The organism is Corynebacterium sp. ACRQP (assembly GCF_022345915.1).
In the GTDB taxonomy this organism is placed as follows: domain Bacteria; phylum Actinomycetota; class Actinomycetes; order Mycobacteriales; family Mycobacteriaceae; genus Corynebacterium; species Corynebacterium lehmanniae.
Map to the genome: position 1 here is coordinate 63,605 of NZ_JAKRMZ010000004.1, position 23,727 is coordinate 87,331.

Below are 23,727 nucleotides of genomic sequence, written 5' to 3' on the forward strand. Positions count from 1 at the left end.
TACATCGATGCGTCACACCACCGCGCGTGCTCGATTTGCACGCCCAGTTCGTGCCCTGCTCGCGGCTGTGCTTGTCATGGCTGTAGGGGTTGCGCCGGCAGGCGCAGAGGACCCTGTTGTAATCCCTGCAGCAGAGAGCTCGTCAGTTTCGGAACCTTCCGAGGAATCGCCAGCTGGGGAGAGTGATGTACAAGATTCTGCTTCCGAAGCGGTAGCGGGAGCGCCTTCCAGCGCTGCGCCGCGTCCCTCGGCAATGGCTCCGAAATCACCACTTCTTGCGCCGAAGTCGGCCGAAAGTGTGAGCGTTACTCGACGCGACGGCGTTGACACCATCACTGTCCACGACCCCGAGGGCGAACTTTGGCAGTGGGGAGGTAAGGCCTCGAAGGAGGACATCTTCGCGCTGAAAACCAACGTCAAAATTACTAAGGTGCTCTCCGTGACTGCGGATGGCCGTGAGCTGGAGGACAAAGCCTTCGGCTGGACGAATACGCGCAGTGGGGCATTTATTGGGTTTGATCTGCACGCGCTGCACACTATCCCGCCGGTCGAGCTGGTTATTGAGGCAAAAACTGAGCGAGAGGGCGATTACGAGATCGCCGAGAGTGATGAGGTGCCCGCCCGTGTCACGTTGCAGATGTTTGAGGTGGGTGCCGACTCTCTCGGAGACTCCACTCCTGTTGCAGGAACCTTACGTCAAGCAGAGACATTCCGGCCCTTGGACGTGACGCGAACTAACTTCTGGAATGGGGCGGCCTATCGTAATCAGCATGGCTTCGGTACTTGGGGGCGAGGGGCCGAGGTAACGATAAACGAGGGAGGGCCAGGTAACACGGCGTTCGTGCATTCCGTCCGCATTCACTTCAAGCGGCAGCATGCAAACAATAAGGGGGGTGACCTTCTCCTTGCAAAAAATCAGCGATATACAATCAACCGGCAGGTAGCTGCCTCGCAGGCGAAAAACTGTACGCCGCAAGCAGGGTATGGGGAGTGTCTTGAGTTCCCAGTTTCGCAGCCATTGGATTTTTGGTCTGGTGACACGATGGCCGTGTACTTTAAGGGCAATTCGGCGGACAGAAATGATTACCTCATTGAAGTACTCGGACGAACAGCATCCGAGGACTTGAAAGACTACAGCTGGACTGGCCAGACGGAGAACGGAAGTCTCACCACGACTGCAACGAACGCGAAGAATGTCGGTCGCTCTGATGTGGTGATGACGCGCACGATAAACAAGGACTCCATAATTTCGGGTCCGATCGACGCGCAGCTGACGCATAATGGGTTTGACCTAAACAGTGACGTCTCGGGTCAAGAGCTGATCATTCAAGGCCCGGACGGAAGAGAGCTGTACCGTGCTGCAGGCAAGGCAGGCGAGACTTCCGGCGTTTCCCCGATCGGTGATTGGGCAGGTGTCCGTTTCTCAGGTCCTCAGGGGTTGCGGGTGCCAGCGGGTAGCAAAATCATTGTGAAGATGAATTACAACCGGAACAACCGCATGCCGGTCAAAGATTCGTCGGTCGACGCACCGATTGGACCTGGAAAACTCACATATACGGAGGAACGGCAGAGTAACTTCGCCTACCCGAACCAGAGGATCTCGGTGTGTGCCACCTTTACTGAGCGGACGCCGTTGACAGGATTCAAGATCGTTCCGAGCAGCGATATCAAGGCGGAAATCGTCGACTTTAATCGGGATGTGTTCTATTCTCAGAACGGTTTGACGGATATCCAAACTGGAACCAATGAAAAAATTGACGGCGACCAAGTGACAGCCCGTTATAGTGATCGGGTCACGATTCCACGCGATGCGGACGCTTACTGCGCCCTCATTACCGTCGACGCGAACCGCAAGATCAATCCCGACAGTGTCGCTGACGATTTCGTGATGGCGTTGGAGCACGACCTGTATCCGAACGAGCCCGATAGTGCCTTCGAGGGGCTACGGACTGGAGCGCCTCAGGGCTGGGATAAGCCAACGGAATCTAACCCCGAGCTTCCGAAGCGATGCGGTCAGAACATTGCGATTGTGATGGACGCATCGAACTCGGTGATCGTCGAGAATGGTATCGATGCGATGGCGAATTCTGCACTGCGTATCGTGAATTCCTTGGAAGGCACCGGCACGTCAGTTGGTATCTATAACTTCGGCTCGCAGGCTCCTCGTTTTACCGAGGCGGAGGTGACAAGCACCCCAATTTATGACGAAGCGGGGGCTAACAATGTTCGCCGCGCCATTGAATCGTATCGGTCCAATATGAAGGCGCCCGCGGCAGTGAACAGTGTGGGCGCGGGTTCCACCAACTGGGAAGCGGCACTTGAACAGATCCGCAAATACAACGAGGAAAACCGCTCAAACCGGTACGATGCAGTGTACTTTGTCACCGATGGCTTCCCTACATACAGCAGTGCAGGGGAGGGCCTCACTGGTGGTGCCGAAGGTCCATCGGCCGGTATGGTGCACGTCTCTGACGTGACTCGCGCACGCGATGTTGCAGACCAGGTGAAGAAACAAGGCAGCTACATTCAGCCTGTTCTGGTCAACGTTGACCCGAGATTCAAGGAACCGGTGGCAAAGGATTCCACCGTGCCGTACTACCGGGTAGACGCTTACCGTAAAGCCCGGAAAACGCTGCCCGGCGACATTCTCTACCTTTGGGAAGAGAATAAGAATGGCACTTTCGTGCGTCATCTGCTGAACCAAGGGGCCATGGACATTTTCCAAGTGGCCCGCCGGATGATTCTCGGGAAGGGCTTCGGCGACGTGCTGGCTTCTCCACGTAAGCCCCAGCCTCGTCCGGATGCTTCACGGCCAAAGACTGATGGTCAGGTTCAGCTTGATCAGCGGGACTGGAGCACGTGGGCCGCTGGCGAGCGTACACCCATAGAAATTGGCAACGTTATCGGCGACGACAATGCGCGTGTGGCCAAGACATTCGGTGAGCTTGATGCGATCCTTTCGCAGCTCGCACTTGCCAACTGTACTGGGTCTGTGACGTTGTCTAAGGACGTTGTGGACGCGAAAGGTAACACAGTCATGGATCCGAAGCTCAGTGGTTGGCGGTTCGAAGCCACGACTCCAGAAGGGCGTAATCTGGTTCCACCTGTTGGCCAAACAGGACGAGTTGCCACGCGAACGGCGGAGACAGATAACACCGGTCAGGTCGAGTTTCATTTGGAAACTGACACCCCGGACGAGTCCGTGCGCGTCAATATTGTCGAGCACGAAGTGAACGGCTACTCGTTGTTCCCCCGGAATGGCAATAATGCAGTTTGTATCGTCCGCTATACCGATAAGCGCCCGCCGACCACTCTCGAGGTTGAAAACTTGGAGAATGGTTTTCAGCTCGTTGCGCGCAGCGGCGAGATCGTGACGTGCTCCGTCTCAAATGCAGAGGATCCAAAGAACGCGGGATTCCGTATTGATAAAGTCGACCAAGACGGCAAGCCGATTGACGGTGCGCGGTTTGATGTGTACCGCGCCTCCAATGCCACGGGTACCGAGTTTGCAGGCGACCCAGTATGGACGACCGGCAGCACTTCCACGCTGGAGCCCGGCGGCTATGTACTTGTAGAGCGAAAGGCTCCGGTTGGCTACGCTCTGTTGCCGCGGCCGATACGTTTTGACCTGACTCAATCGTCTGAGGGGTTCACTATCCAGGTGGAGACGGGTGCAGATTTTGTCGTCGGCAAGGGCTTCGAGAGCGAAACCTCGACCGTATTCTTGAAGGTAGCGAACGTGCTGCAGGGTGAACTCCCGAAGACGGGCGGAATTGGTGTCCACTGGACGACTCTACTCTCTCTCCTCCTCGTGGCTTTGGGCGGAAGCCTAGCGGCAAGGCGATCTCGCGCCTAGGGGGCTGCCCATGGCGAGGTCACTGCACTTCAGGTGGTGGCCTCGCCGGTGGTCGTGCCGGGGAGTAGCACTGGCGAGGTATTCGCGGAGAGCCGTTTTGTGCAATTAAGTGCGCTTCGAGACGAATACTTCAGGCCCGACGAAAACGGTCGGCCAGTTCGGTCTCTTGCCCCGGCAAGGCTGGTTGCGCGCTATATCTCGCGGACGTAAACCTACGCTTTTGTTTCCAGACGGTCGGTATCGGGCTCCAGCGTGAGGCGTAGATTTACAGACGCTGCTAAGTCCACGAGCGTGCCAACGGTTGGATTCATTTCCCGTCCACTCGAGGTAAGTAACCGACGAACGGAAGAGTACGGGATGCCGGAAACCTGAGCCATATGTTTCTTGGTGAGTCCGAGGTCCTCGCGGTGCTCCTCAATTGCGTTAACGATTCGGTCGTAGGTCTGAATCCGTTTCAGCTCACGTTCATAAGCTTCAGCGAATGCTGGGTCCTTCTCTGTTTGCACCTGAAGCAGCGCGTTGAATGCATCGCTCACGGGACTCCCCCTTTGTGTCACAGTTTGTATCATTTATGATACAGAAGTTGACGACCTGCGGCACCTGCCGCCGAGACCCCGCGACGGACCCCTCATTCCGCTGTGAGTGCTGCAGTAGGGGACTAGAAAGACGCAGATCAAGCGTTTAAGCTGAGCTCCAGTTGAGCCGAGAGGCCGGGAAGGAGGGTAAGGGCGATGAGGGTTACGTTGGAGCAAGCTGCCGACTACTTTCGCGCTGATTTCGATGAGATCGCGCGTGTCGCTGAAAGCGTTTGCGTAGCACTGGATGAGCAGGGGACTGTCAATCTCATGCTCGCCCAAGCATTAGCGCGATACGTGTCCGACGAATTTGTGGAAATTTTCGGGCCGGATCAGGCTTTCGTTGCTCGGGATATTGGCTTTATCGAAGCGGCGCACTTCAACAGCGCGGATCGGCTGCTCCCGGCTGAACTCGGGCTGCTAGATGCCCGTGCGATGGGGCTTGCCCCAGGGGGGCGGAGGTACGTTCAGGTAGCTGGTTTGGAGGACCTCGCCAACGCAGGAATTTTGGGGTTGAGCGATCGGACGTCGCGCGTAGGTGTCCTCGTCAGAGAACCAGATTGCTCAGAAAAGCAAGCGCTCGCAGATGCCTACATGCTTGGGGGTACACGTGTGCAGGCAGCGGTCCGGACATACGTCAGGGAGAACGCGGCGAGCGCTGCGTAAGCATGATGGGCGGCGTGTACCCCTGGCTACATCAGGTCGCATCTGCGTTGGATGGGGAGGACTGGTTGCTCGTAGGTGGGGCAATGACCCAGCTGCATTGCGCCTTAAGCCATGTTGGCTACGGAAGAACCACGGAAGACGTGGACATCGTCGTTGATCCAATTAACAATTCGACGCTGGTTGGCGTAGCGGAAGCACTGGAGAGGGCAGGGTACGAGCAAATCACGCCGCTGAGGCGAGAAGGGTTTCTTCACCAGTTCCGTCACGAAAAGGGATCCCAAGTGGACGTGATGGGAATCGACAGCGACCGCACGCCTGACCGATGGCGCGGGTACAACGTTGTGAAATGCCCTGGTTCCAAGTCAGCGCTCGGGAGACTTGCAAGCGGCACGCCGAAGGACGTGCTTGAGGTCCCGGTCAGTGAGGCGCACACGGTCAGATTGCCTAACGCCTGGTCAGCCCTTGCGATGAAGGGCCATGCCCTTCAGCTCCCTGATGCGAACCGGGAGCGCCACGTCCAAGATGCGCTCGCCTTACTCGCGTGCGCGCATCGAACTGAGGTGAAACGAGGGCTGACAAAATCTGAACACTCGGGGGTAAACAAGATCCTCTCGAGCTCGCACCTGTCTGAGGTTGAGAATTGGATGCCCCTTGATCAGACGCATTGGGGCGAGGCGCTGGAAGAGATCCGGAGACTACGACCCCAAGGGGAAATCGGAGTCCCTGAGCCCCTCAAGCCGATGCTCCCGCCGCCGAAGCTCTAGAACGCCGAAAATTGTCTTGGTGCCCAGCAGGACTACTATCGCGTCATTGAACTGGGAAGGAGTACGCCGTGGCATCACATTCTGGGCGGTCCGTGGTCGGACCTTTGGTCGTCGTCACGCTGCTGGCCCTCGTATACCTGTGGTGGACCGGCAACGACCAGCCCACCGACGAGCCCGCGCCCGAGCCTCCCGCTGCCGAAGCCCCGGCACCGCAGCAGGAGGCGCCGTACATCGCGGACAGCCGCCCGCTGGAGATGTACATTCCCGCAATTGGCCTGGTCGCGGACTTCGAACCGAACGATTGCCGCGCGCACGACGGCACCATCGACCCGGCCACGCTCGACCTCGCCTGCGCGTACACCTCACCCGACCGCCCGTACGCGCTGCCGGGCTCGCAGGCCGAGGACATTGTGGTCATCGCGGGTCACACAGGTTCCGGGGTGGAGGCAGTCTTCGACAAGCTTTACGACGGCTCCGCCGACCACCACACCGTCCGCGCCGGCGACGTGCTGTACCTGCGCACCGAGGCCTCCGGCGAGGCGTGGCTGAAGTACACGGCGACGGACTTCCACGACCCGGTGAAAGCGTCACTAAGCAGCGACACCTCCATCTGGGGTGACGGCCCCACCCCTGGCAGGTTGCTGACAATCAGTTGCATCCAGCCGCCGTTCTACCAGCAGTCGGTGCGAAATGCGGTTGTGGGCTGGCAGTTTGCAGGTGTCGCCGGGCCTATCGACGGCTCCGCCGAACCCGCCCCAGCCATCCCCCGGGGATAGCTCGCGGCACCCATTGTGCGTGTATTTCGTATCGAACTGACAGGGTGCGTGGAGGGTCCGGTTGTAACGTAACCGCGCCACCTGGCCGATGCATTAGGTGGGTGGGATAAACAACCGAAAGTGAAGGAGCAGACAATGCGTTTGAACAAGACTGCAATCGCACTGACGACCGCCGCCGCACTTGGTGCTGGCGTAATCCCGACTGCGGGTGCTCAGGAGAGCAACGCGCCGAAGCTCGACGACGGCGTGCAGCAGGCCACCGACAGCCCGAACGATGCCGATATGAGCATCTTCGGCAACGGCACTGGCGACGGTGCCGCGCAGGCGACCGGCAACGCCCCGGAAAACCCGAACGACCAGCTGCTTCCGGGCGCCCCGGAGGGCTCGGAGCCGACCTCGTCGAACTCCCTGGGCACGAATGAGCAGGCTGCGACCGAGACCGAAACCGCCACTGCTACCGCGACGGCCACGGAAACGGCAACGGCGGGTGACTCGGGCGCTGCCGCGGGCACTGAGGGCACCTCCACCGGCACCGCGACGGCAACTGCGACGGAGACCGCGACAGGTACCGCCACTGCCACCGCCACGCCGACCACCAAGGACAACACTGCCGCGATCGTGCTCGGCTCCCTGGGTGCACTCGCCGGCCTGGGCCTGATCATCGCCGGTGTGCAGTACTTCGTGAACAAGGACGGAGACCTGGTCAAGGACCCGAACCGCGTCGACCAGCCGGCCTCCCCGGAAGAGAAGGCCGAGTCTGAGCAGGTGAAGAAGGACCACGGCGATGAGATCGCCAAGCAGGTCGAGGCCAACGGCGGCGCCCCGGCCGCCGGCAACGCAGGCGCTGGCAACGCTGGCGCCGCGGCGAACGGAACCGGCAACGCCGCCGCAGCGAACGGCGAGCGCGGCATGAACGCCTCCACCGGTGTGGCAGAGCTGCCCGCTGGCCTGGTCGCGCTGCTGATCCTGTCCATCGTGGGCGCTGCGGGCTACGCCTTCAGCCGCCGCGAGACGGTCTAAGGCTCTATAGCGCCGAAGTGCTCTGAGATCGTCGGCCCCGCTTTGCGATTCGTCGCAAGGCGGGGCCTTCGCTTGCCCAACCAAGTAATCTGTTGCTCATTAGGTTGATTGACCTCGGTGGAAGGAGGTGTGGTTGTGGAACGGCACTATTCGTATCCCAAGTTCGCGGACTGGTTGCGCAACGAAATTCAGACCGAGAACGACCCGTCTTTCGCTGTTCAGGTTCTCAAACGGGTGGTCTCTGACATCCGAGATATACCCGAAGACGAAGAGTTCTTGCTCGCGCACTCTGCTCCACAATCGACTGGAGACACCGATTGGGATCGATTGATTAGAGCCGCAGCTGAGATGACGTACTCCGACCGATTCGCGGGATCGAAACTGGAATGGTTTGAGGAGCAAGAGGAACCTCCGCTGCAGTGGTTTTACCCAACAAGCAGGCGCTCGAGGTTTGCCTTTAACCTTGAAAGGACGCCTGCGCCGTTCCTGGATAGGAAAGTATGTCTGGGGGAAGGCAACCTCCGCACCGCCAAGGACCATGACCGGCCATGGAACTGACGAAGAAACAGCAATACGCAGGAGGCAACGATGGAAGAGAAACAGATTTTCCTCTCCGAAGAGGACTTTAGCCAAGCGCAGCGGATTCTGGAGGGGCCAGCTGAGACAACGAAACTTGAGAAGTTGTTCGATGCAGAAAGCCCGTTCGGCAAACCGATGAGTTTCGGGAACTGAATCCCGGGAGCGGCGAGCGTGACCGAAACCGCGCCGTAAACCCCTACTGCGGCTCCACGGGATTGCCCTGCCACACGGTCATGGCCGGCACCTCGTCGCCGCGCATGACCAGCGAGCCCGGGCCCACCGTCGCACCATCACCGATGACGGAGCCCGGCAGCGACACCGAGTGCGCCGCCAACGTTGCCGAATCCTGAATCGTCACCGTGTCCAGGGACATCACGCGGTCCTGGAACAGGTGCGTCTGCACCACCGTGCCCGGGCCGACCGACGCGCCGCGGCCCACCACGCACAGGTCCGTCTCCGGGAACCAGTAGGATTCGATCCACGCGCCGCGGCCCACACGCACACCGAGCGCGCGCAGCGCCAGGTTCATCTCGCCGGTGCCGGAGGCCCAGTTGAAGAACCACGGCGCGGCGACGACCTCGACGAACTGGTCCTGCAGCTCGTTGAGCCACACGAACCAGGAGTACAGCGGGTGCTCGCCAGCCTTGTGCCGCCCGACCAGCACCCACTTCGCCACCACGGCGGTGAGCACGGCCAGCGCGCCCACGGCCATCCACACCAGGCCGCCGAGGAGGTACGTCCAGAAGCCGAAGCGCTCCAGAAGCGTCACCACAACAGCGGCGAACACCGCGGCCAGCACCGCCTGCGTCATGGGAGCCAAAAGCCGCAGCGTCTCCACAAACCCGCGCTTGCGCATCAGCGACGCGGACGGCTTGTAGGTCGCCTCGCCGGCGGCTTCGACCTCGACGCGGCGCATGCGCTCCGGCGGCGAGCCCCACCAGTTCGAGCCCGCCTTGGATTTCTTCGGCGACGCTGACAGCACCGCCACCAGCGACTGTTTCGCCAGCTTGCGGCCGGGCGCGACCATGCCGGAGTTGCCCACGAAGGAGCGTTTGCCCACCACGGTGTGGTCGGTGCGGATCCAGCCGTCGCCGAGTTCGTAGGTGCCGACCATCGTGTCGTCGGCAAGGAATGCCCCGTCGCGCACCTCGGTCAGCTTCGGCACCATCACGGCGGTGGACACCTCGGCGCGCTCGCCGATCTGCGCGCCCAGCGACCGCAGCCACACCGGGGTGGCCAGGCCTGCGTAGATGGGGAAGTAGCGGGTGCGGGCGTCGTCCATAAGCCTGGTCACGGTCCACAGCGCCCAGCCGTGCACGCTGCGCACCGGGAACACGCCGGGCTTTACGCCTATCGACGCCACCCTCACGGCCAGCCACGTCAACAGCAAACCGCAACCGATGTAGACGAGTCCGCCGACTGGGGCGAACACGAGCAGGCCCCACACCGACGAGGTGTGCGCAATGTGTGCCAGCCCCACCGTCGCGGCGGCGCCGGCGACACCGGCAGTAGCCGGCAGCAGCGCGAGGAACAGCGACGTCAGGCCGTATCCCAGCGCCCACAGTGGTCGGCGCGGCGGGCGCTCGTCGGGGAAGCGGTGCTTGGAGCGGCCCACCTTGCGCGCGGGCGAGCCCGCCCAGCGCGAGCGCTTCTTCACGGGCTTGCGGCCGGTGACGGTGGAGCCCGGCTCCACGTGCGCGCCGTTGCGAATCTCGGTGCCGGGCATGAGCGTGGAGCGCGCGCCGACGCGCGCCTCCGCGCCGATGGACACCTCGCCGACGTGGAATTCGTCGCCGTCGAGCCACACACCCGACAGGTCCACTTCCGGCTCGATGGCGGAGCCTTCACCAATGGTGAGCAGGCCCGTCACCGGTGCGAAGGCGTGCATGTCCACGCCCTTGCCGATCTTGGCACCCAACATGCGGGCGGTGATTTTCGCGGCGTTGGCGCTGGAGATGTTCAGCGCGCCGGAGGCCGCAAGCCACCGCTCCGCCGCCCACAGGCGCACGTGCTGCGCGCCGCCGCGTGTGTACACGCCGGGCTTCACCCGCCCGCGGATCAGTCGGGCGCCCAGCGCGCCGATGGGGATGCGCCCGAACGGGGTGCACAGCACCACGAACGCGGCGGCGAGCCAGGGCCAGCTCAGCTCGGTCAGGCCCAGCAGGTTCGCCGCGATGGCCACCCAGGTCACCGCCGTGGCTGCCTTCAACGTCATCACCGGCACCAGGGCCAAACTCTGCGCCACGCGGGTGCCGGCGCCGACGGGCTCTACTTCGCGTTCGCGCTTGGCGGTGCGGTTGGAAAGCGTGAGCTCGTCGATAAGCGAAGCAAGCGTTTCTAGCCTGGGGTGGTCGTAGAGGTCGCGCACCGCGATGGTGGGCACGCGCTCGCGCAGGCGCGTGATTAGCGCGGCGGCCGCGAGCGACGAGCCGCCGAGCTCGAAGAAGTCCGCGTCGCGTCCCGGCACGTCCAGGCCGAGGACCTCGACCCACTGCTCGGCCACCCACGTTTCGGTTTCGGTCAGCCCAACCGCGTCGACGCTGGCGGGCAGCGGCCACGGCAGGGCCTTCTTGTCCACCTTGCCGGAGGTGCGGATCGGCAGCTCGTCCATGACGTGCAGGCGCGGCACCAGCGCCGCGGGCATGGTGTCGGCGAGGCGCTCGCGCATCTGCTGCACGTCCAGCTCGGTGCCGTCGTTGGGGGAGACGTAGCCCACCAGCACCTTGTCGCCCGACGGCAGGGTCTGCACCGCCACGGCCGAGTTGTACACGCCCTCGAGCGCGGCGACGTTGGCCTCCACCTCGCCCAGCTCGATGCGGCGCCCGCCGATCTTCACCTGGTCGTCCGCGCGGCCGATAAAGGCAAGGCCGTTGTCCGTGAGTTTGACGTGGTCACCGGTGCGGTACGCGCGCTCCCAGTCGCCCATCGGCGCGTACTTCTCCGCGTCCTTCTCCGGATCCAGGTAGCGGGCTAGGCCCACGCCGCCGATGATGAGCTCCCCGTCTTCGGCGACTGCGAGGTCCCAGCCATCCAGCGGCCAGCCGATGGTGACCGCCTCGCCCGGGAACAGTTGCTTCGCGCTGGCCACCACGGTCGCCTCGGTGGGGCCGTAGGTGTTCCACATCTCGCGGCCGTCCGCCAGGCGGTCGGTCAGCTCCTGCGAGCAGGCCTCGCCGCCCACGATGAGCAGGCGGATGTTGTCCAGCGCCTCCTTCGGCCACAGGCCGGCCAGAGTCGGCACCGTGGACACGACCGTGATGTCGCGGCGGATCAGCCACGGGCCCAAGTCCTGGCCGGAGCGCACCAGCGCGCGCGGGGCCGGCACCAGACATGCGCCGTGGCCCCAGGCCAGCCACATCTCCTCGCAGGACGCGTCGAAGGCCACGGACAGCCCGGCCAGCACGCGGTCGTCCGGGCCGAGCGGGTTGTCCTGGCAGAACAGGCGCGCCTCCGCGTCCACGAACGCGGCCGCCGAACGGTGCGTCACCGCCACACCTTTCGGTTTTCCTGTGGAGCCGGAGGTGAAGATGATCCAGCAGTCGTGGTCCGGGGTGACCTCGCCGAGCGGGGTCGGCTGCGCAGGCTTGAGCACCCGCAGGCCGTCGTCGGTCCAGATCGCGTCCACGTCCGCCTCTCCGAACACGGTCTCCGCGCGCTCGTCCGGGTCGTCCGCGTCCACCGGCACGTACGCGCAGCCCGCGCGCATGGTGGACAGGATCGCAAGGTAGAGCTCCCTGCTTCCCGACGTCATCCGGATCCCCACGCGGCCCCCATCACGCACGCCCATCTTGCGCATGTCGGCGGCGCGGCGCTCGATTTCCTCCACCAGTTCGGCGTAGGTGAGCACGCCGTCGTCGGCGGAGTTCGCGCCGCCGTCGTCGATGGCGGCGGCATCGGGGTGCTCGGCGGCGGTGGCCGTGAGGACGTCGATGAGCGTCCGCGCCGGCGGGGCCAGGTGGCTGCGAAGGAGGGGGTTGTCGGGCTGAGACATGCGGATAAGGCTAATAGCGCAACGAAAAACCGCAAATTATGGGAAACGCCAACTATTTGCGCCCGCCCACGTTCTAGTCGTCGCCGTCCAGCGCCTGGGAGAGCTTGCGCAGGCTCTTCAGCTGCTTGTTGGAAGACGCCTCCAGCGCGCGGTCCTCCGCCTCAGCCACGTCCGCGGCAAGTTTCGCCAGCACCTTGGTGCCTTTCTTGGTGGCGGCGACGATCTGGCGGCGTCGGTCCTTCGGGTCGCGCTCGCGGGTGACCCAGTTGTTGTTCTCCAGGTTGTCGATGAGGCGGACCATGTCGGACGCGTCGATGGTGAGCAGCTCCGACAGCTGGCGCTGACTCATCGGCTCCCCGTCCACGCACGTGAGGATCCAGTACTCGCGCATGGTGGAGTCGTGCTTGGCCAGGGTGCGCTCGACCTCGTCTTTGGTGTGCCTGCGCACGCGTTCAACCTGGAAGTGGGGGGACTTGGCCAGTGTGGACGGCAGTTCGGGGAGCGTGGGCATGGCCTTCATCATAACTATGTTTAGGCGCCCAACAATTGGGAACGCCTAAGACTGCCTAATTTTGGTGTGGCAGGCCCTGCTCCACCCAGGCAGTGGTGCCGCCGGCGACGTTGATGACGTTGTCCCAGCCGCGGGCCTGCTCCAGGTATTCGCCGGCTTGCGCGCTGCGGCCGCCGGACTTGCAGATCAGGTAAATGTCGCGCTCCGGGTCGATCTCGTCGGTGCGTGCGACGAACTCGGACAGTGGGATGTTCACGGCGCCCTCGGCGCGGACGGCGGCGTACTCGTCGGGCTCGCGGACGTCGATAAGCTGCGCGCCTGCGGGGACTTTATCTACGGAAACTTCCTTCATGGCTCGTATGATAACTGCCGTGAAGTACCACGTCCGCCGCATCGTCGCACTGCTGATTCTGTTCCTTCTGGTGCGCGCAGGTTTCAAGGCACTGCTTCACGACGAACCTTCGGACCCCCCAGCGGCAGCACCAGAGACGTCGGTGTCGGCGGAGCCTCGTCGAGAAGCTGCTGCCTCGATCGCGCAGGGGCGCCCGGTGGAGATGGTGGTGCCGGTGCTGGGGCTGCGCGCCGGGTTCGAGCAGGCGGATTGCCGCGTGGTGGACGGCAAAATCGACCCGAAGAGCATGGATAAGGCGTGCGCGCTGACGGGGGAGAGCTACCCGTACGAGCTGCCGGGCACGGACGCCGGCGACATTGTGGTCGTGGCGGGGCATACCGGCGCGGGCGTGGATGCGGTGTTTAACAAGCTTTACGACGGCAAAGCCGAACGCCACACCGTAGCCAAAGGCGACACGCTGTTCCTGCGCACGGAAACCTCGGGCGACGACTGGCTGAAGTACACCGCGACCGACCTGCACGACCCGGACAAGGGCGCGCTGGCGGGCAACGCGGAGATCTGGGGCACGGGGCCGATGCCGGGGCGGCTGCTGACCATTTCCTGCATCCAGCCGGCGAACCTGCTGGCGGACAGCGTGCGCAACGCCGTGGTGGGGTGGCAGCTGGCCGGAACGGCGACCGACGACGAGGTTGAGACGGCCTTCGAGCCGCGGTAGTCAAGATTTTTGCGTCTCTTTTGCGAGGTTTGACCTGCGGTTTTACAGGTGTTGTCCAAAAAGTCTGAAGTTTTAGTTGAGACTTGTGTGAAACGTGTTTACTGTTGTGGCGTAACCTTCGACCTGAGGTTTAGACTTTCCCGATAGGAGCCCCCAATGAAGCGCACCATCCGCACGCTGGCCGCAGCCGCAATGGCCGGCGCGATCGCAATTTCCGTGACCCCCGCCGCCGACGCCCAGACCACCATCGACCCGACCGAGATCGCCACGAAGGCTATCGAGGCTCGTTTCCCGGCCGTCATCGTTGCCCCGAACGGCACGTACTACGAGCTGGTCAACGGCGAATACAAGGAGGCCGCAACCACCCCGGCCGGCGCAGAGAACGCCGCGGAGGTTTCCCTGGCAGACAACGGTGACATTGTCGCCACCCTTGCGGACGGCTCCGGTGAGACGATCGTGCTGGGGAAGGCCGAGCCGGCCGCTGAGTCCACCACCACCACTCCCCAGGCCCCGGCGCCGAAGGCGACCGGCGAGGCTGCCGCTACTGCAACCTCCACTTCCACCGCGACCACGCTTACGGTGCCGGCGGGTACGGACACCACCGTCTCCGCAACTGTGGATGCAAACCTGGGCGGCGCCGGCGCTGGCGCGGGCAGCTCCAACGGTGCAGCTGGCGAGGCCAACGCCGAGCTGTCCCCGGGCGCGATCGCGGGCATCGCAGCCGCTGCGATCGGCATCCCGGTCGTCATCGCTGGCGTGACCTACTTCCTCAACCAGGACGGCGAGACCCTGGTCGGCTCCTCCGAGCGCGTGAACCAGCAGCCGACCCCGGAGGAGAAGGAGAAGTCCGACCAGCTCCGCGCTGAGCACGCCGACGAGATCGCAGCGCAGCAGGTCGCTGCCGCCGCTAACCGTGGCGTCGAGGCTGAGACCGGCTCCAACACGCTCGTGCGCACCCTGTTCGCGCTGGTGATCGCTTCCGTGCTGGGCGCTGCCGCGTTCGTGGCTGGCCGCCGCTTCCTGGTCTAGGCGACCCCCTCTTCTTCGCTTGAGGTCTGGTTACTTTCGCGTAACCAGACCTCAAGCGTTTTGCGTATCTAAAACCCCTGGTCGCGCCCGCCGCTGAGGTCTGGTTTGCTGCTGAGGTCTGGTTAGTCCCAAGCAGGAAGAAAACAGCTGTTACTGGAGTGAAAAATGGGGGCAAAGTGTGTAAACTCTCAACCAACGCTTGAGGTTTGACCCCTCGAGCTTCCCCGAACTTCCTAGGAGTCCGTCATGAACCGCACCACCCGCGCCGCCGCTGTCGCAACTGCTGCCGCCGCAGCTCTGCTCGCTGTGCCGGTCGCCGCAACCGCGCAGGATCTGCCGGCCGAGACCGCCGACGCACGCGGCGAGCAGTACTTCCTCAACGAGGAGGGCTCCCACTACGTGCGCACGCTCCAGGAGGCGGCGCAGCCGTATGCGCAGCTGGACAGCGGCCAGCAGGAGCGCGCGGTCGCGGTCGCGGATGCCGCGGTCGCAGGTTTGATCGGCTCCGGTGTGATTCGGGACCAGCCCGCCGACCAGCCGACGGGCGAGCCGGTGCCGACCGACCCGGAAGCTACGGAAGCCACCGAAACGCCCGCCGAAACGCCCACCGAAGCGCCCGTCCCATCTCCGGAAAACGCGCCGGAGGAGCCGCTCGGCGCCGAGGACGTGGATCCCGCCGACGACAACCCCGTCGCCCACGGCCTGGTGAAGTTCCCGCCGGTGCTCACGCTGGACGGCAAGACGTACTTCCTGAACAAGGACGGCCACACCTTCGTCGCCGATGTCACCCGCGTCAACGCGGACGTCACCCCGGAGGAGACTGCGGAATCCGAGGCGATGATCCAGGCCAACGCTGGCGAGATCGGTCGTCAGGGGCTTGAGGCCGCGCGTGCTGCAGGCGAGGCTGTAGAGGCTGCCGTCAACGACGAGATCGCATCCCCGTACGCCGCACCCGCCCGTGGCCTGGAAGCGGAGACTGGTTCCAACACCGTCGCCCGCGCGCTGTTCGCGCTTGCGCTGGCAAGCGCACTGGGCGCAGGCTTCTTCGCGTTCGCCCGCCGCCGCCTGATCTAGCCGCGCAGATTTGCGCCAGCTTGGAGAATGGTGTTCTCTGAGTTGGTGAATTATAGACATCTGCTCGCATCCTGCTGTGCCGCCGCCGTCGCGGCAGGCACGATCGCCACCCCGGCCCAGGCCGCCGTCGACCCGATTGGTCGGGAGTGCCGCGCCGCCACCGCAGCGGCGAACATGGGCCAGCCGATCCCGAACATCGGCAACTACCTACTCAGCGGCAACGAGAACGCCATCGACAACGGCGTCCTGCGCATCTTCGCGCCGACGAAGTACAAGCCGTACATCACCCAGGCCACGGACCAGTGGGTCAGCGCCACCGGCGGCCTGATGCGCTTCGAGTACGTGGACCAGCCCGGCTACAAGGTGGTCACCGTGCGGGAGGCCAACCTGGGCGGCTACGTCGTCGGCCGCGTGCAGGGCAACGTGAACAACATGGAGCTTTTGCTCAACCCGGACATTCTGCGCAGCGGCTACTACGAGAGCCTGGTCATGACCATCGCGCACGAGCTCGGCCACGCCATGGGCCTGGCGCACTCCTGCGACGGCGCGCTGATGAAGGACGGCACCAACCGCGGCAAGGTGGCCAAAACCCCGCAGCCGCTGGATACGCAGGTGCTCATCCAGGCGAACAACTTGCGGGCAGCTCGCCTATCGACGACTACCGCTACCCCCACCCCTAAGCCCACCCCGGCGAACAACGGCAACGTCTACGAATGGGTCGGCGAGCACAACTCCACCGTCGTCGAGGTCGCCCCGACACCGATCCGGACGACGGTGACGTGGGAGCCGAAGACGCAGCCCACGACTAGCGAAACGCCCACCGAGCGACGCACGACCGTCATCGAAACCACAGTCGCGCCGGAGCCCACCCCCGAGCAGCCGAAGCGCGTCTCGCCGCTGGCGATCATTCTGCCGGTGGCCGCGGCCGCGATCTCCGCGATCGGCCTCGGTCTCGCGTTCATGCGCAGCTGGTTCTAGCAGCGCAAAACAAAAGCCGGGCCGACGCGAGAATGCGGGCCCGGCTTTAGCCGTCGATAAGCAAGTTAGTTGACGGTCTTGGCTTCCTTGTCTTCCTCGAGGCTCTCGCGGGAGTTGTCGCCGACGCGCTTGAACTCGTCGAGTGCGGCCTGCAGGATCTTCTCCGCCTCGGCCTTGTCGCCCCAGCCGGAGCCGGTGACTTCCTTGTTCGGCTCGAGGTCCTTGTAGTGCACGAAGAAGTGCTCGATCTCGTCCTTGACAAAGTCGGAGACGTCGGAGATGTCCTGGTAGGACTCGTAGCGCACGTCGTCGATGACGCAGAGCAGCTTGTCGTCGCCGCCGGCCTCGTCGGTCATCTTGAACACGCCGATCGGGCGCGCGATCACGGTGACACCCGGGAAGACGGGCTCCGGGGTGATCACAAGGGCATCGAGCGGGTCGCCGTCATCGGCAAGCGTGTTGTCGATGAAGCCGTAGTCCGCCGGGTACGCCATCGGGGTGAACAGGTAGCGGTCGAGGAAGACGCGACCGGTCTCGTGGTCCACCTCGTACTTGTTGCGGGAGCCCTTGGGGATCTCGATGATGACCTCGATAGCCATTACTTCTCCTTTGTTCGGTGAATGTCTGCACGCCATCATACTTCGGCTACCATTTTGGCCGATGAAGGTATGGACTTGGGTCGCAGGCGCCGTCGCGCTCGCTGCGGTCGGCGGTGTCGCAGGCTTCGGCATCGCGGCGCACGAGCAGCTCTCCGAGATCACGCACGCGCCGCCGTACCAGCTGCAGTCCGCCCCGTCTGTGTTGGAGCCTGCGGTGCCTTCGCCTATCGACGACACTTCGCTGCGAACGACCCTGGCATCGCTTGCCGACAACCCTGACCTGGGCGTGTTCCACGGCCACGTCACGCAGGCGGGCACCGGCGAGGCGGTGTTCGACCGCGCCTCCGACGAGGCACTGAAGCCGGCGAGTGTGACCAAGGTGCTCACCGCGTCGGCGGCGCTGCTGAGCCTGGGCGCGCAGGACCGCATCACCACGGAGGTGGTGCGCGGTGCGAACCCGGGGGAAGTGGTGATCAAGGCGGCCGGCGACGTGTGGCTGAACAGTGAAGCCCTCGACGAGCTCGCGGAGCAGGTCGGGCAAGCCGACACGGTGCTCATCGACACCTCCGTCTGGGATGGCATGCCGGAGCTCATGCCGGGCTGGGACCCGTTGGACATCGACGGCGGGTTCGTCGCACCCCTGCAGCCCGCGATGCTGTCCGGCGGGCGGTTAAACGGCGAGACCTCCGGCGACGTGCCCCGCTCCCACACCCCGGCGCTCGAGGTGGCGCAGGCGCTGGCGAACCGCGTCGGCGCGCATAACGTCGGTGAAAGCCAGGGTGACGGCGAGGTCGTCGCCGCGGTGGAGTCGCCGACGCTGGTGGAGCGGCTCGAGCTGATGATGAAAAACTCCGACAACGTCTACGCCGAGGCCATCGGGCGCGAGGTGGCGCTGGCGCGCGGCACCACGGACGCGCCGGGCGCGACCCTGAGCGTGCTGGAGGAGCGCGGCTTCAACACCGCCGGGCTCGTGCTGCACGACAACTCCGGGCTGTCCGCGGATAACCGCATCGCACCGAAGCTTTTGGACGCGCTGCTGTACGACGCCACCGCCCAACCCGCGCTGCGCCCCCTGCTGTCCGCGCTGCCCGTCGCCGCCGGTGAGGGCACGCTCCTGGACCGCTACGGGGACCTCGCGGGCCGCGGCTGGGTGCGCGCGAAAACGGGCACACTCGACGGCACCGCGTCGCTGGCCGGCACCGTGACCAGTGTGAACGGCAACGTCTACACGTTCGCCCTGATCTGCAACGACGCCGACGTCCTCGCCGCGCGCCGCGCCATGGACGAGTTCACCTCCGCACTGCGCGAGTTCTGATGGACCCATTCTGGCCGCGCCGCTCGCCGCACTTCCTTGCCTGCCGACGAGCACTCCGCCCCTTCGACGCCCCCGCCATCATCGGCCTGTCCGGCGGGCCCGACTCGCTCGCCTTGGCCGCCGCGGCAGCGGCAGAGAAGAAGGACGTGCGGTGCGTGGTGGTGGACCACGGCCTCCAGGACGAATCGGCGGAGGTAGCCAGGCGCGCAGTTCAGGCAGTCGAAGCCTTTGGCCTCGAAGCCGAAGTCGTCCGCGTCGAGGTGGGCGAGGGCAACCTGGAGGCGGCCGCGCGCAGCGCCAGGTACGAGGCCCTGCTGGCGTACGGGAGTGATGTCTGGGTCGGCCACACCGCCGACGACCAGGCGGAAACGCTCCTGCTTGGCGCGCTGCGCGGCAACCCGTCCGGCATGGCTCCGCGCAATGGGCGCATCGTCCGGCCGTTTCTGGGCATCCGCCGCGCGGACACCGTCGGCGCCTGCGGGGAGCTCGGCCTCGATCCGTGGCACGACCCGATGAACGCGGACCCGGCCTTCCGCCGCGTGGCGATGCGCAACCAGGTGTTGCCCCTGCTCAGCGAGCTTCTCGGCGGCGACGCCGTCCCCGCGCTCGCGGCCACCGCGGACCGGATCGCGGCGGACCAGGCCCTGATCGCGTCGCTGACCGACCTCGCGCCGACTACCTGCTGTGCGGAGTTGAAGGCGGATGCGGAGCCGGTCCGGAGGCGTCGATTAGCAGCATGGCTCTTGGGGGAAGGCGTGCCGGTGCAAGGGGACCAGCTCGACGCGGTGGAAGCCTTGGTCGTCGATTGGCGCGGGCAAGGACCCGTTGCTGTCGCGGGCGGGCGCGCAGTGGTGCGTGAGGGCGGACAGCTGGCTATTTTGGGGGAGTTCCACAGTGGATAAAAGTAAAGAGGGGCTCTGCCACTGAGCTACACCACCAAGGTGGGCCGGGAATCGAACCCGAGTCTCCCTCTTTCGTGGAAATCTTGGTCGTGAACCAACGGAGTCTCTCTCGGAGTTCCTGCACGCGATCATCGCATGGTTGCTCAAAAATTTGCAACGGTGCTTCGAAAAGGAAAATTGACCATTGTGGACTAACCCCGCCGTGTATATGGTCTGCTTGCATACAGGAGGTGCTGCATGGACAAGGTGGCAACGCAGGTCTTTGATTCGGGAAATAGCGATGCGGTTCGCCGTCTTCGGGAATTTCAAGCTGCGCATGGCATTGAGGGTGGCATCCTTGAAGACTGCGACGGGCTCTTCGATGACGCGGTGCTAAGCCGCGACGAGACCGAGCTGAACTGATCGGAACGTTTTAGCTGACCCGAACCCCGCAGATGGTTGTACCTACCGCCTGGCAGGTGGCAAGATGTGGAAGTTACGCGCACGTAAACGCAAACTGAAGCGCTAGAACCGCTAGAGGGAAGGGCCAGCCCATGACCGAGTTGCACGACAAGAAGGACTTCAATGTCCCAGCGAACCGCTACGGCGATGATGTCGAGGCGATCCTGATCCCGGAAGACGTGCTCCAGGAGCGCATCCAGGAGCTGGCGGACATGGTCTCGGAAAAGTACCGCGACTCGGAAGAAGACCTGATCTTGGTCTGCGTGCTCAAAGGGGCGGTGTTCTTCCTCACCGACTTCGCGCGCAAGCTGTCCATCCCGGCGGAGATGGAGTTCATGGCCGTGTCCTCGTATGGCAACTCCACCACCAGCTCCGGCGTGGTGCGCATCCTGAAAGACCTGGACAAGGAGATCGCCGGCCGCGACGTGCTCGTGGTGGAAGACATCATTGACTCCGGGCTGACCCTGTCCTGGCTGCTGCGCAATCTGCGTAACCGGAACCCGAAGAGCCTCGAAGTCGTTACTCTTCTGCGCAAGCCCGATGTGCAGACGGCGAAGATTGATCTGCTGGACATCGGTTTCGACATTCCCAACGAGTTTGTCATCGGCTACGGCCTGGATTACGCCGAGCGTTACAGGGACCTGCCGTATGTGGGCACGCTGCACCCGCGCGTGTACTCAGACGCTGACTAGAACAAAGGTTTATGAGCAAAAATAACAAGGTTTTGCGGTGGGGCATCATCGGCGCCATCGCGTTGATCGTCCTCTACCTGCTCACGCTGATCGGGGACGATTCCCGCGCCTACCAGCGCGTGGACACGTCTGTTGCCATCGAGCAGCTGCAGAACCACAACGCTGAAGAAGTGCAGATCGACGACCGCGAGCAGCGCGTGCGCATCGACCTGCGCGAGCCGATCACCGTGGACGAACGCGAGGGCGTCGAGGCAATCTCCGCGCAGTACCCGGCTCGCACCACCCCGGAGATCTTCGGCGCGGTGCGCGAATCCGGCGCGGACAAGTACGAGACGAACGTGACGCAGGAATCCTTCCTGATGTCCATGCTCGGCTTCATGCTGCCGATGGTCCTGGTGTTCGGCCTGATCTTCTACTTCATGTACCGCATGCAGGCGGGCGGCGGCGGGCCGTTCGGCATCGGCGGCTCGAAGGCGAAGCAGCTGACCAAGGACAACCCGACCAACACGTTCGCGGACGTCGCCGGCGCCGACGAGGCGGTGGACGAGCTGCACGAGGTGGTGGACTTCCTCACCGACCCGACCGTGTACGAGGAACTCGGCGCGAAGATCCCGCGCGGCGTGCTGCTCTACGGCCCGCCCGGCACCGGTAAAACGCTGCTCGCCCGTGCCGTCGCCGGCGAGGCTGGCGTGCCGTTTTACACCATCTCCGGCTCCGACTTCGTGGAAATGTTCGTCGGCGTGGGCGCCTCCCGCGTGCGCGACCTGTTCAAGCAGGCGCGCGAGAACAGCCCGTGCATCATCTTCGTCGACGAGATCGACGCGGTGGGCCGCCAACGTGGCTCCGGCATGGGCGGCGGCCACGACGAGCGCGAGCAGACCCTGAACCAGCTGCTGGTGGAGATGGACGGCTTCTCCGGCCGCGAGGGCGTCATCCTCATCGCGGCGACGAACCGCCCGGACATCCTGGACCCGGCGCTGCTGCGCCCCGGCCGCTTCGACCGCCAGATCCCGGTGACCAACCCGGACCTGGCCGGCCGCGCGCAGATTCTCAAGGTGCACGCCAAGAACAAGCCGCTTGCAGACGACGTCTCGCTCGATGCCCTGGCCAAGCGCACCGCCGGCATGTCCGGCGCCGATCTGGCCAACGTGCTCAACGAAGCCGCGCTGCTGACCGCCCGCATCGGCGGCAACGTCATTACCGCGGACGCGCTGGAGGAGGCGACGGACCGCGTCATCGGCGGCCCGCGCCGCTCCAGCAAGGTCATTTCCGAGCACGAGAAGAAGGTCACCGCCTACCACGAGGGCGGACACACCCTGGCCGCCTGGGCGCTGAAAGACATTGAGCGCGTGTACAAGGTGACTATCCTCGCCCGCGGCCGCACCGGCGGCTTCGCCATGACTGCCGACGAGGACGACAAGGGCATGTACACCCGCGACGAGCTGTTCGCCCGCATGGTCTTTGCCATGGGCGGCCGCTCCGCCGAGGAGCTGGTCTTCGGCGCGCCGACCACTGGCGCGTCGAACGACATCGAGCAGGCGACCAAGATCGCGCGTGCGATGGTCACCGAGTACGGCATGACCTCCGCGCTCGGCGCGGTGAAGTACGGCCAGGAGCAGGGCGATCCCTTCTCCGGCCGCGGCTCCGGCGGCTCGCTGGAGTACTCGCCGGCGGTGGCCGCGAAGATCGACGAGGAGATGCAGATGCTTCTCGACGAAGCGCACAAGGTCGCCTACGCCACCCTCGAGCGCTACCGCGACGAGCTGGACACACTGGCCTCGAAGCTCCTGGAGAAGGAAACGCTGCGCCGCGGCGATCTGGAGGCCATCTTCGACACCGTCGAGCCGGTCCGGCCGCCGCTGCCGGCGCACGACGCGCGCTTCGGGCGCCAGGCTGACCGCGAGCCGGTGAAGACTCCGGTGGAGATTGCCAAGGAGCGCGGCGAGGAGCCGCCGAAGCGCTTCTCCATCCTGGAGGCGTCCAAGGCCACCCGCGAGCGCCGCCGCAAGGAACGCGAGGCGGAGCAGAATCCGGTGCCGAAGAAGGGCTCCACCCGCTGGCAGCAGCCGAAACCCAACGAGCCGCAGTACGGCGGCCCGAAGCCGCCGGAGGGCTGGACGTACAAGGGAGCGCCGAAGCAGCAGCACCCGGGCACCCGCAACTACCCGGCGGAAAACACAGAGCAGATCGGCTTCCGCCTGCCGGAGAACGAGCGCCCGGACCACGCCTCGCGCGGCCCGGAGCCGGAGACGACGCCGGATGCGGAGACCACCCAGCTGCCGCGCGAGGAACGCGCGCCGAAGCACAGGAGGGACGATGACTAACCCGAAGTTCGACCGCGAGCGCGCTGAGGCCGCGGTGCGCGAGCTGCTCATCGCGGTCGGGGAGGACCCGGACCGTGAGGGCCTGGTGGAAACCCCGGCCCGCGTCGCGCGCGCCTACGAGGAGGTCTTCGCGGGCCTGCACGAGGACCCGAAGGTGCACCTGGAGAAGTCGTTCTCTGAAAACCACCGCGAGCTGGTGCTGGTGCGCGACATCCCGATCTACTCCACCTGCGAGCACCACCTGGTGCCGTTCTACGGCGTGGCGCACATCGGCTACATCCCCGGCCCGGAGGGCAAGGTCACCGGCCTGTCCAAGCTGGCGCGGGTGGCGGACATGTACGCGAAGCGTCCACAGGTGCAGGAGCGGTTGACGGCGCAGATTGCGGACGCGATCGTCGAGAAGCTCAATGCTTCTGCGGTTATCGTGGTCATCGAGTGCGAGCACCTGTGCATGGCCATGCGCGGGATCCGCAAGCCGGGCGCGACCACCACCACCTCGGCGGTGCGCGGCGGCTTCCAGAACAATGCGGCTTCGCGCGCGGAAGTGCTGAGCCTGATTAGGGGATAG

Annotated in this window: 22 protein-coding genes; 17 read left to right on the forward strand and 5 right to left on the reverse strand. The window is 64.5% G+C overall.

Translation table 11 applies throughout. From position 1 onward, the window contains the following. Window positions 1-7 precede the first annotated feature (7 nt). Window positions 8-3,856, forward strand: a complete 3,849-nt coding sequence (locus MHY23_RS02805) for a SpaA isopeptide-forming pilin-related protein (protein WP_239306336.1) — start codon at window positions 8-10, stop codon at window positions 3,854-3,856. A gap of 212 nt (window positions 3,857-4,068) precedes the next feature. Here MHY23_RS02805 and MHY23_RS02810 read toward each other — a convergent pair whose 3' ends face one another. After that, window positions 4,069-4,392: a helix-turn-helix transcriptional regulator gene (locus MHY23_RS02810; protein ID WP_239306337.1), complete on the reverse strand. Its 324-nt coding sequence runs from the start codon at window positions 4,390-4,392 to the stop codon at window positions 4,069-4,071. Between the two features lie 195 nt (window positions 4,393-4,587). Between MHY23_RS02810 and MHY23_RS02815 the strand changes: the two genes are divergently transcribed. The 6 genes from MHY23_RS02815 (at window position 4,588) to MHY23_RS02840 (ending at window position 8,389) form a co-directional block, all read left to right on the forward strand. Beyond that, window positions 4,588-5,097: a hypothetical protein gene (locus MHY23_RS02815; protein WP_239306338.1), complete on the forward strand. Its 510-nt coding sequence runs from the start codon at window positions 4,588-4,590 to the stop codon at window positions 5,095-5,097. Window positions 5,098-5,180: 83 nt separating this feature from the next. Continuing rightward, window positions 5,181-5,861: a hypothetical protein gene (locus MHY23_RS02820; RefSeq protein WP_239306339.1), complete on the forward strand. Its 681-nt coding sequence runs from the start codon at window positions 5,181-5,183 to the stop codon at window positions 5,859-5,861. A gap of 68 nt (window positions 5,862-5,929) precedes the next feature. Then, window positions 5,930-6,637 (forward strand): hypothetical protein, encoded by a 708-nt coding sequence (locus MHY23_RS02825; RefSeq protein ID WP_239306340.1) that lies wholly within the window; start codon window positions 5,930-5,932, stop codon window positions 6,635-6,637. A gap of 135 nt (window positions 6,638-6,772) precedes the next feature. Continuing rightward, the gene (locus tag MHY23_RS02830) at window positions 6,773-7,657 is read left to right on the forward strand and encodes a hypothetical protein (RefSeq protein ID WP_239306341.1); all 885 of its coding nucleotides are present in this window, start codon (window positions 6,773-6,775) and stop codon (window positions 7,655-7,657) included. A gap of 135 nt (window positions 7,658-7,792) precedes the next feature. After that, a complete protein-coding gene (locus MHY23_RS02835) occupies window positions 7,793-8,215 on the forward strand; it encodes a hypothetical protein (RefSeq protein WP_239306342.1) in 423 nt (140 codons plus the stop codon). A 30-nt stretch (window positions 8,216-8,245) separates the two neighbouring features. Next, the gene (locus tag MHY23_RS02840; RefSeq protein WP_239306343.1) at window positions 8,246-8,389 is read left to right on the forward strand and encodes a hypothetical protein; all 144 of its coding nucleotides are present in this window, start codon (window positions 8,246-8,248) and stop codon (window positions 8,387-8,389) included. Window positions 8,390-8,432: 43 nt separating this feature from the next. Here MHY23_RS02840 and MHY23_RS02845 read toward each other — a convergent pair whose 3' ends face one another. The 3 genes from MHY23_RS02845 to MHY23_RS02855 form a co-directional block, all read right to left on the reverse strand. Beyond that, window positions 8,433-12,227: a Pls/PosA family non-ribosomal peptide synthetase gene (locus MHY23_RS02845; RefSeq protein ID WP_239306344.1), complete on the reverse strand. Its 3,795-nt coding sequence runs from the start codon at window positions 12,225-12,227 to the stop codon at window positions 8,433-8,435. A 73-nt stretch (window positions 12,228-12,300) separates the two neighbouring features. Further along, entirely contained in the window at window positions 12,301-12,738 is a 438-nt protein-coding gene (locus tag MHY23_RS02850) for a MarR family winged helix-turn-helix transcriptional regulator (protein WP_181889095.1), read from the reverse strand. 55 nt (window positions 12,739-12,793) lie between these two features. Beyond that, complete coding sequence (locus tag MHY23_RS02855) at window positions 12,794-13,090, reverse strand: rhodanese-like domain-containing protein (RefSeq protein WP_181889094.1); 297 nt, start codon at window positions 13,088-13,090, stop codon at window positions 12,794-12,796. 19 nt (window positions 13,091-13,109) lie between these two features. Here MHY23_RS02855 and MHY23_RS02860 point away from each other — a divergent pair, with 19 nt between their 5' ends. From MHY23_RS02860 to MHY23_RS02875, 4 genes are all read left to right on the forward strand, one after another. Next, window positions 13,110-13,805 carry a hypothetical protein gene (locus MHY23_RS02860; RefSeq protein WP_239306345.1) on the forward strand — a complete coding sequence of 232 codons (696 nt, stop codon included), beginning with the start codon at window positions 13,110-13,112 and terminating at the stop codon, window positions 13,803-13,805. A gap of 156 nt (window positions 13,806-13,961) precedes the next feature. Beyond that, window positions 13,962-14,834 carry a hypothetical protein gene (locus MHY23_RS02865; RefSeq protein ID WP_239306346.1) on the forward strand — a complete coding sequence of 291 codons (873 nt, stop codon included), beginning with the start codon at window positions 13,962-13,964 and terminating at the stop codon, window positions 14,832-14,834. Window positions 14,835-15,080: 246 nt separating this feature from the next. Further along, window positions 15,081-15,908, forward strand: coding sequence for a hypothetical protein (locus MHY23_RS02870; RefSeq protein ID WP_239306347.1), 828 nt, complete (start codon window positions 15,081-15,083; stop codon window positions 15,906-15,908). 45 nt (window positions 15,909-15,953) lie between these two features. After that, window positions 15,954-16,886: a zinc-dependent metalloprotease family protein gene (locus MHY23_RS02875; protein ID WP_239306348.1), complete on the forward strand. Its 933-nt coding sequence runs from the start codon at window positions 15,954-15,956 to the stop codon at window positions 16,884-16,886. 65 nt (window positions 16,887-16,951) lie between these two features. On the opposite strand, the gene MHY23_RS02880 is transcribed toward MHY23_RS02875, so the two are convergent. Continuing rightward, window positions 16,952-17,485 carry an inorganic diphosphatase gene (locus MHY23_RS02880; protein WP_239306349.1) on the reverse strand — a complete coding sequence of 178 codons (534 nt, stop codon included), beginning with the start codon at window positions 17,483-17,485 and terminating at the stop codon, window positions 16,952-16,954. 61 nt (window positions 17,486-17,546) lie between these two features. On the opposite strand from MHY23_RS02880, the gene dacB reads away from it, so the two are divergent. The 6 genes from dacB (at window position 17,547) to folE (ending at window position 23,727) form a co-directional block, all read left to right on the forward strand. Continuing rightward, window positions 17,547-18,800 (forward strand): D-alanyl-D-alanine carboxypeptidase/D-alanyl-D-alanine-endopeptidase, encoded by a 1,254-nt coding sequence (dacB, locus tag MHY23_RS02885; RefSeq protein ID WP_239306350.1) that lies wholly within the window; start codon window positions 17,547-17,549, stop codon window positions 18,798-18,800. Further along, entirely contained in the window at window positions 18,800-19,702 is a 903-nt protein-coding gene (tilS, locus tag MHY23_RS02890; protein WP_239306351.1) for a tRNA lysidine(34) synthetase TilS, read from the forward strand. Before dacB ends, tilS begins: the two co-directional genes overlap by 1 nt. A gap of 237 nt (window positions 19,703-19,939) precedes the next feature. Then, entirely contained in the window at window positions 19,940-20,104 is a 165-nt protein-coding gene (locus MHY23_RS02895; protein WP_239306352.1) for a hypothetical protein, read from the forward strand. 131 nt (window positions 20,105-20,235) lie between these two features. Further along, window positions 20,236-20,835: a hypoxanthine phosphoribosyltransferase gene (gene hpt, locus MHY23_RS02900; protein ID WP_239306353.1), complete on the forward strand. Its 600-nt coding sequence runs from the start codon at window positions 20,236-20,238 to the stop codon at window positions 20,833-20,835. An 11-nt stretch (window positions 20,836-20,846) separates the two neighbouring features. Continuing rightward, window positions 20,847-23,159 (forward strand): ATP-dependent zinc metalloprotease FtsH, encoded by a 2,313-nt coding sequence (ftsH, locus tag MHY23_RS02905; RefSeq protein WP_239306354.1) that lies wholly within the window; start codon window positions 20,847-20,849, stop codon window positions 23,157-23,159. Continuing rightward, window positions 23,152-23,727, forward strand: coding sequence for a GTP cyclohydrolase I FolE (folE, locus tag MHY23_RS02910; protein ID WP_239306355.1), 576 nt, complete (start codon window positions 23,152-23,154; stop codon window positions 23,725-23,727). The genes ftsH and folE overlap by 8 nt, the downstream gene beginning before the upstream one ends.

What these genes read in the sequence shown, in the direction of transcription:
- MHY23_RS02805 (WP_239306336.1), top strand. Translation starts at nt 8, where the DNA reads ATGCGTCACACCACCGCGCGTGCTCGATTTGCACGCCCAGTTCGTGCC.
- MHY23_RS02815 (WP_239306338.1), top strand. Translation starts at nt 4,588, where the DNA reads ATGAGGGTTACGTTGGAGCAAGCTGCCGACTACTTTCGCGCTGATTTC.
- MHY23_RS02820 (WP_239306339.1), top strand. Translation starts at nt 5,181, where the DNA reads ATGACCCAGCTGCATTGCGCCTTAAGCCATGTTGGCTACGGAAGAACC.
- MHY23_RS02830 (WP_239306341.1), top strand. Translation starts at nt 6,773, where the DNA reads ATGCGTTTGAACAAGACTGCAATCGCACTGACGACCGCCGCCGCACTT.
- MHY23_RS02840 (WP_239306343.1), top strand. Translation starts at nt 8,246, where the DNA reads ATGGAAGAGAAACAGATTTTCCTCTCCGAAGAGGACTTTAGCCAAGCG.
- MHY23_RS02845 (WP_239306344.1), bottom strand. Translation starts at nt 12,227, where the DNA reads ATGTCTCAGCCCGACAACCCCCTCCTTCGCAGCCACCTGGCCCCGCCG.
- MHY23_RS02850 (WP_181889095.1), bottom strand. Translation starts at nt 12,738, where the DNA reads ATGCCCACGCTCCCCGAACTGCCGTCCACACTGGCCAAGTCCCCCCAC.
- MHY23_RS02855 (WP_181889094.1), bottom strand. Translation starts at nt 13,090, where the DNA reads ATGAAGGAAGTTTCCGTAGATAAAGTCCCCGCAGGCGCGCAGCTTATC.
- MHY23_RS02865 (WP_239306346.1), top strand. Translation starts at nt 13,962, where the DNA reads ATGAAGCGCACCATCCGCACGCTGGCCGCAGCCGCAATGGCCGGCGCG.
- MHY23_RS02870 (WP_239306347.1), top strand. Translation starts at nt 15,081, where the DNA reads ATGAACCGCACCACCCGCGCCGCCGCTGTCGCAACTGCTGCCGCCGCA.
- MHY23_RS02880 (WP_239306349.1), bottom strand. Translation starts at nt 17,485, where the DNA reads ATGGCTATCGAGGTCATCATCGAGATCCCCAAGGGCTCCCGCAACAAG.
- dacB (WP_239306350.1), top strand. Translation starts at nt 17,547, where the DNA reads ATGAAGGTATGGACTTGGGTCGCAGGCGCCGTCGCGCTCGCTGCGGTC.
- tilS (WP_239306351.1), top strand. Translation starts at nt 18,800, where the DNA reads ATGGACCCATTCTGGCCGCGCCGCTCGCCGCACTTCCTTGCCTGCCGA.
- MHY23_RS02895 (WP_239306352.1), top strand. Translation starts at nt 19,940, where the DNA reads ATGGACAAGGTGGCAACGCAGGTCTTTGATTCGGGAAATAGCGATGCG.
- hpt (WP_239306353.1), top strand. Translation starts at nt 20,236, where the DNA reads ATGACCGAGTTGCACGACAAGAAGGACTTCAATGTCCCAGCGAACCGC.
- ftsH (WP_239306354.1), top strand. Translation starts at nt 20,847, where the DNA reads ATGAGCAAAAATAACAAGGTTTTGCGGTGGGGCATCATCGGCGCCATC.
- folE (WP_239306355.1), top strand. Translation starts at nt 23,152, where the DNA reads ATGACTAACCCGAAGTTCGACCGCGAGCGCGCTGAGGCCGCGGTGCGC.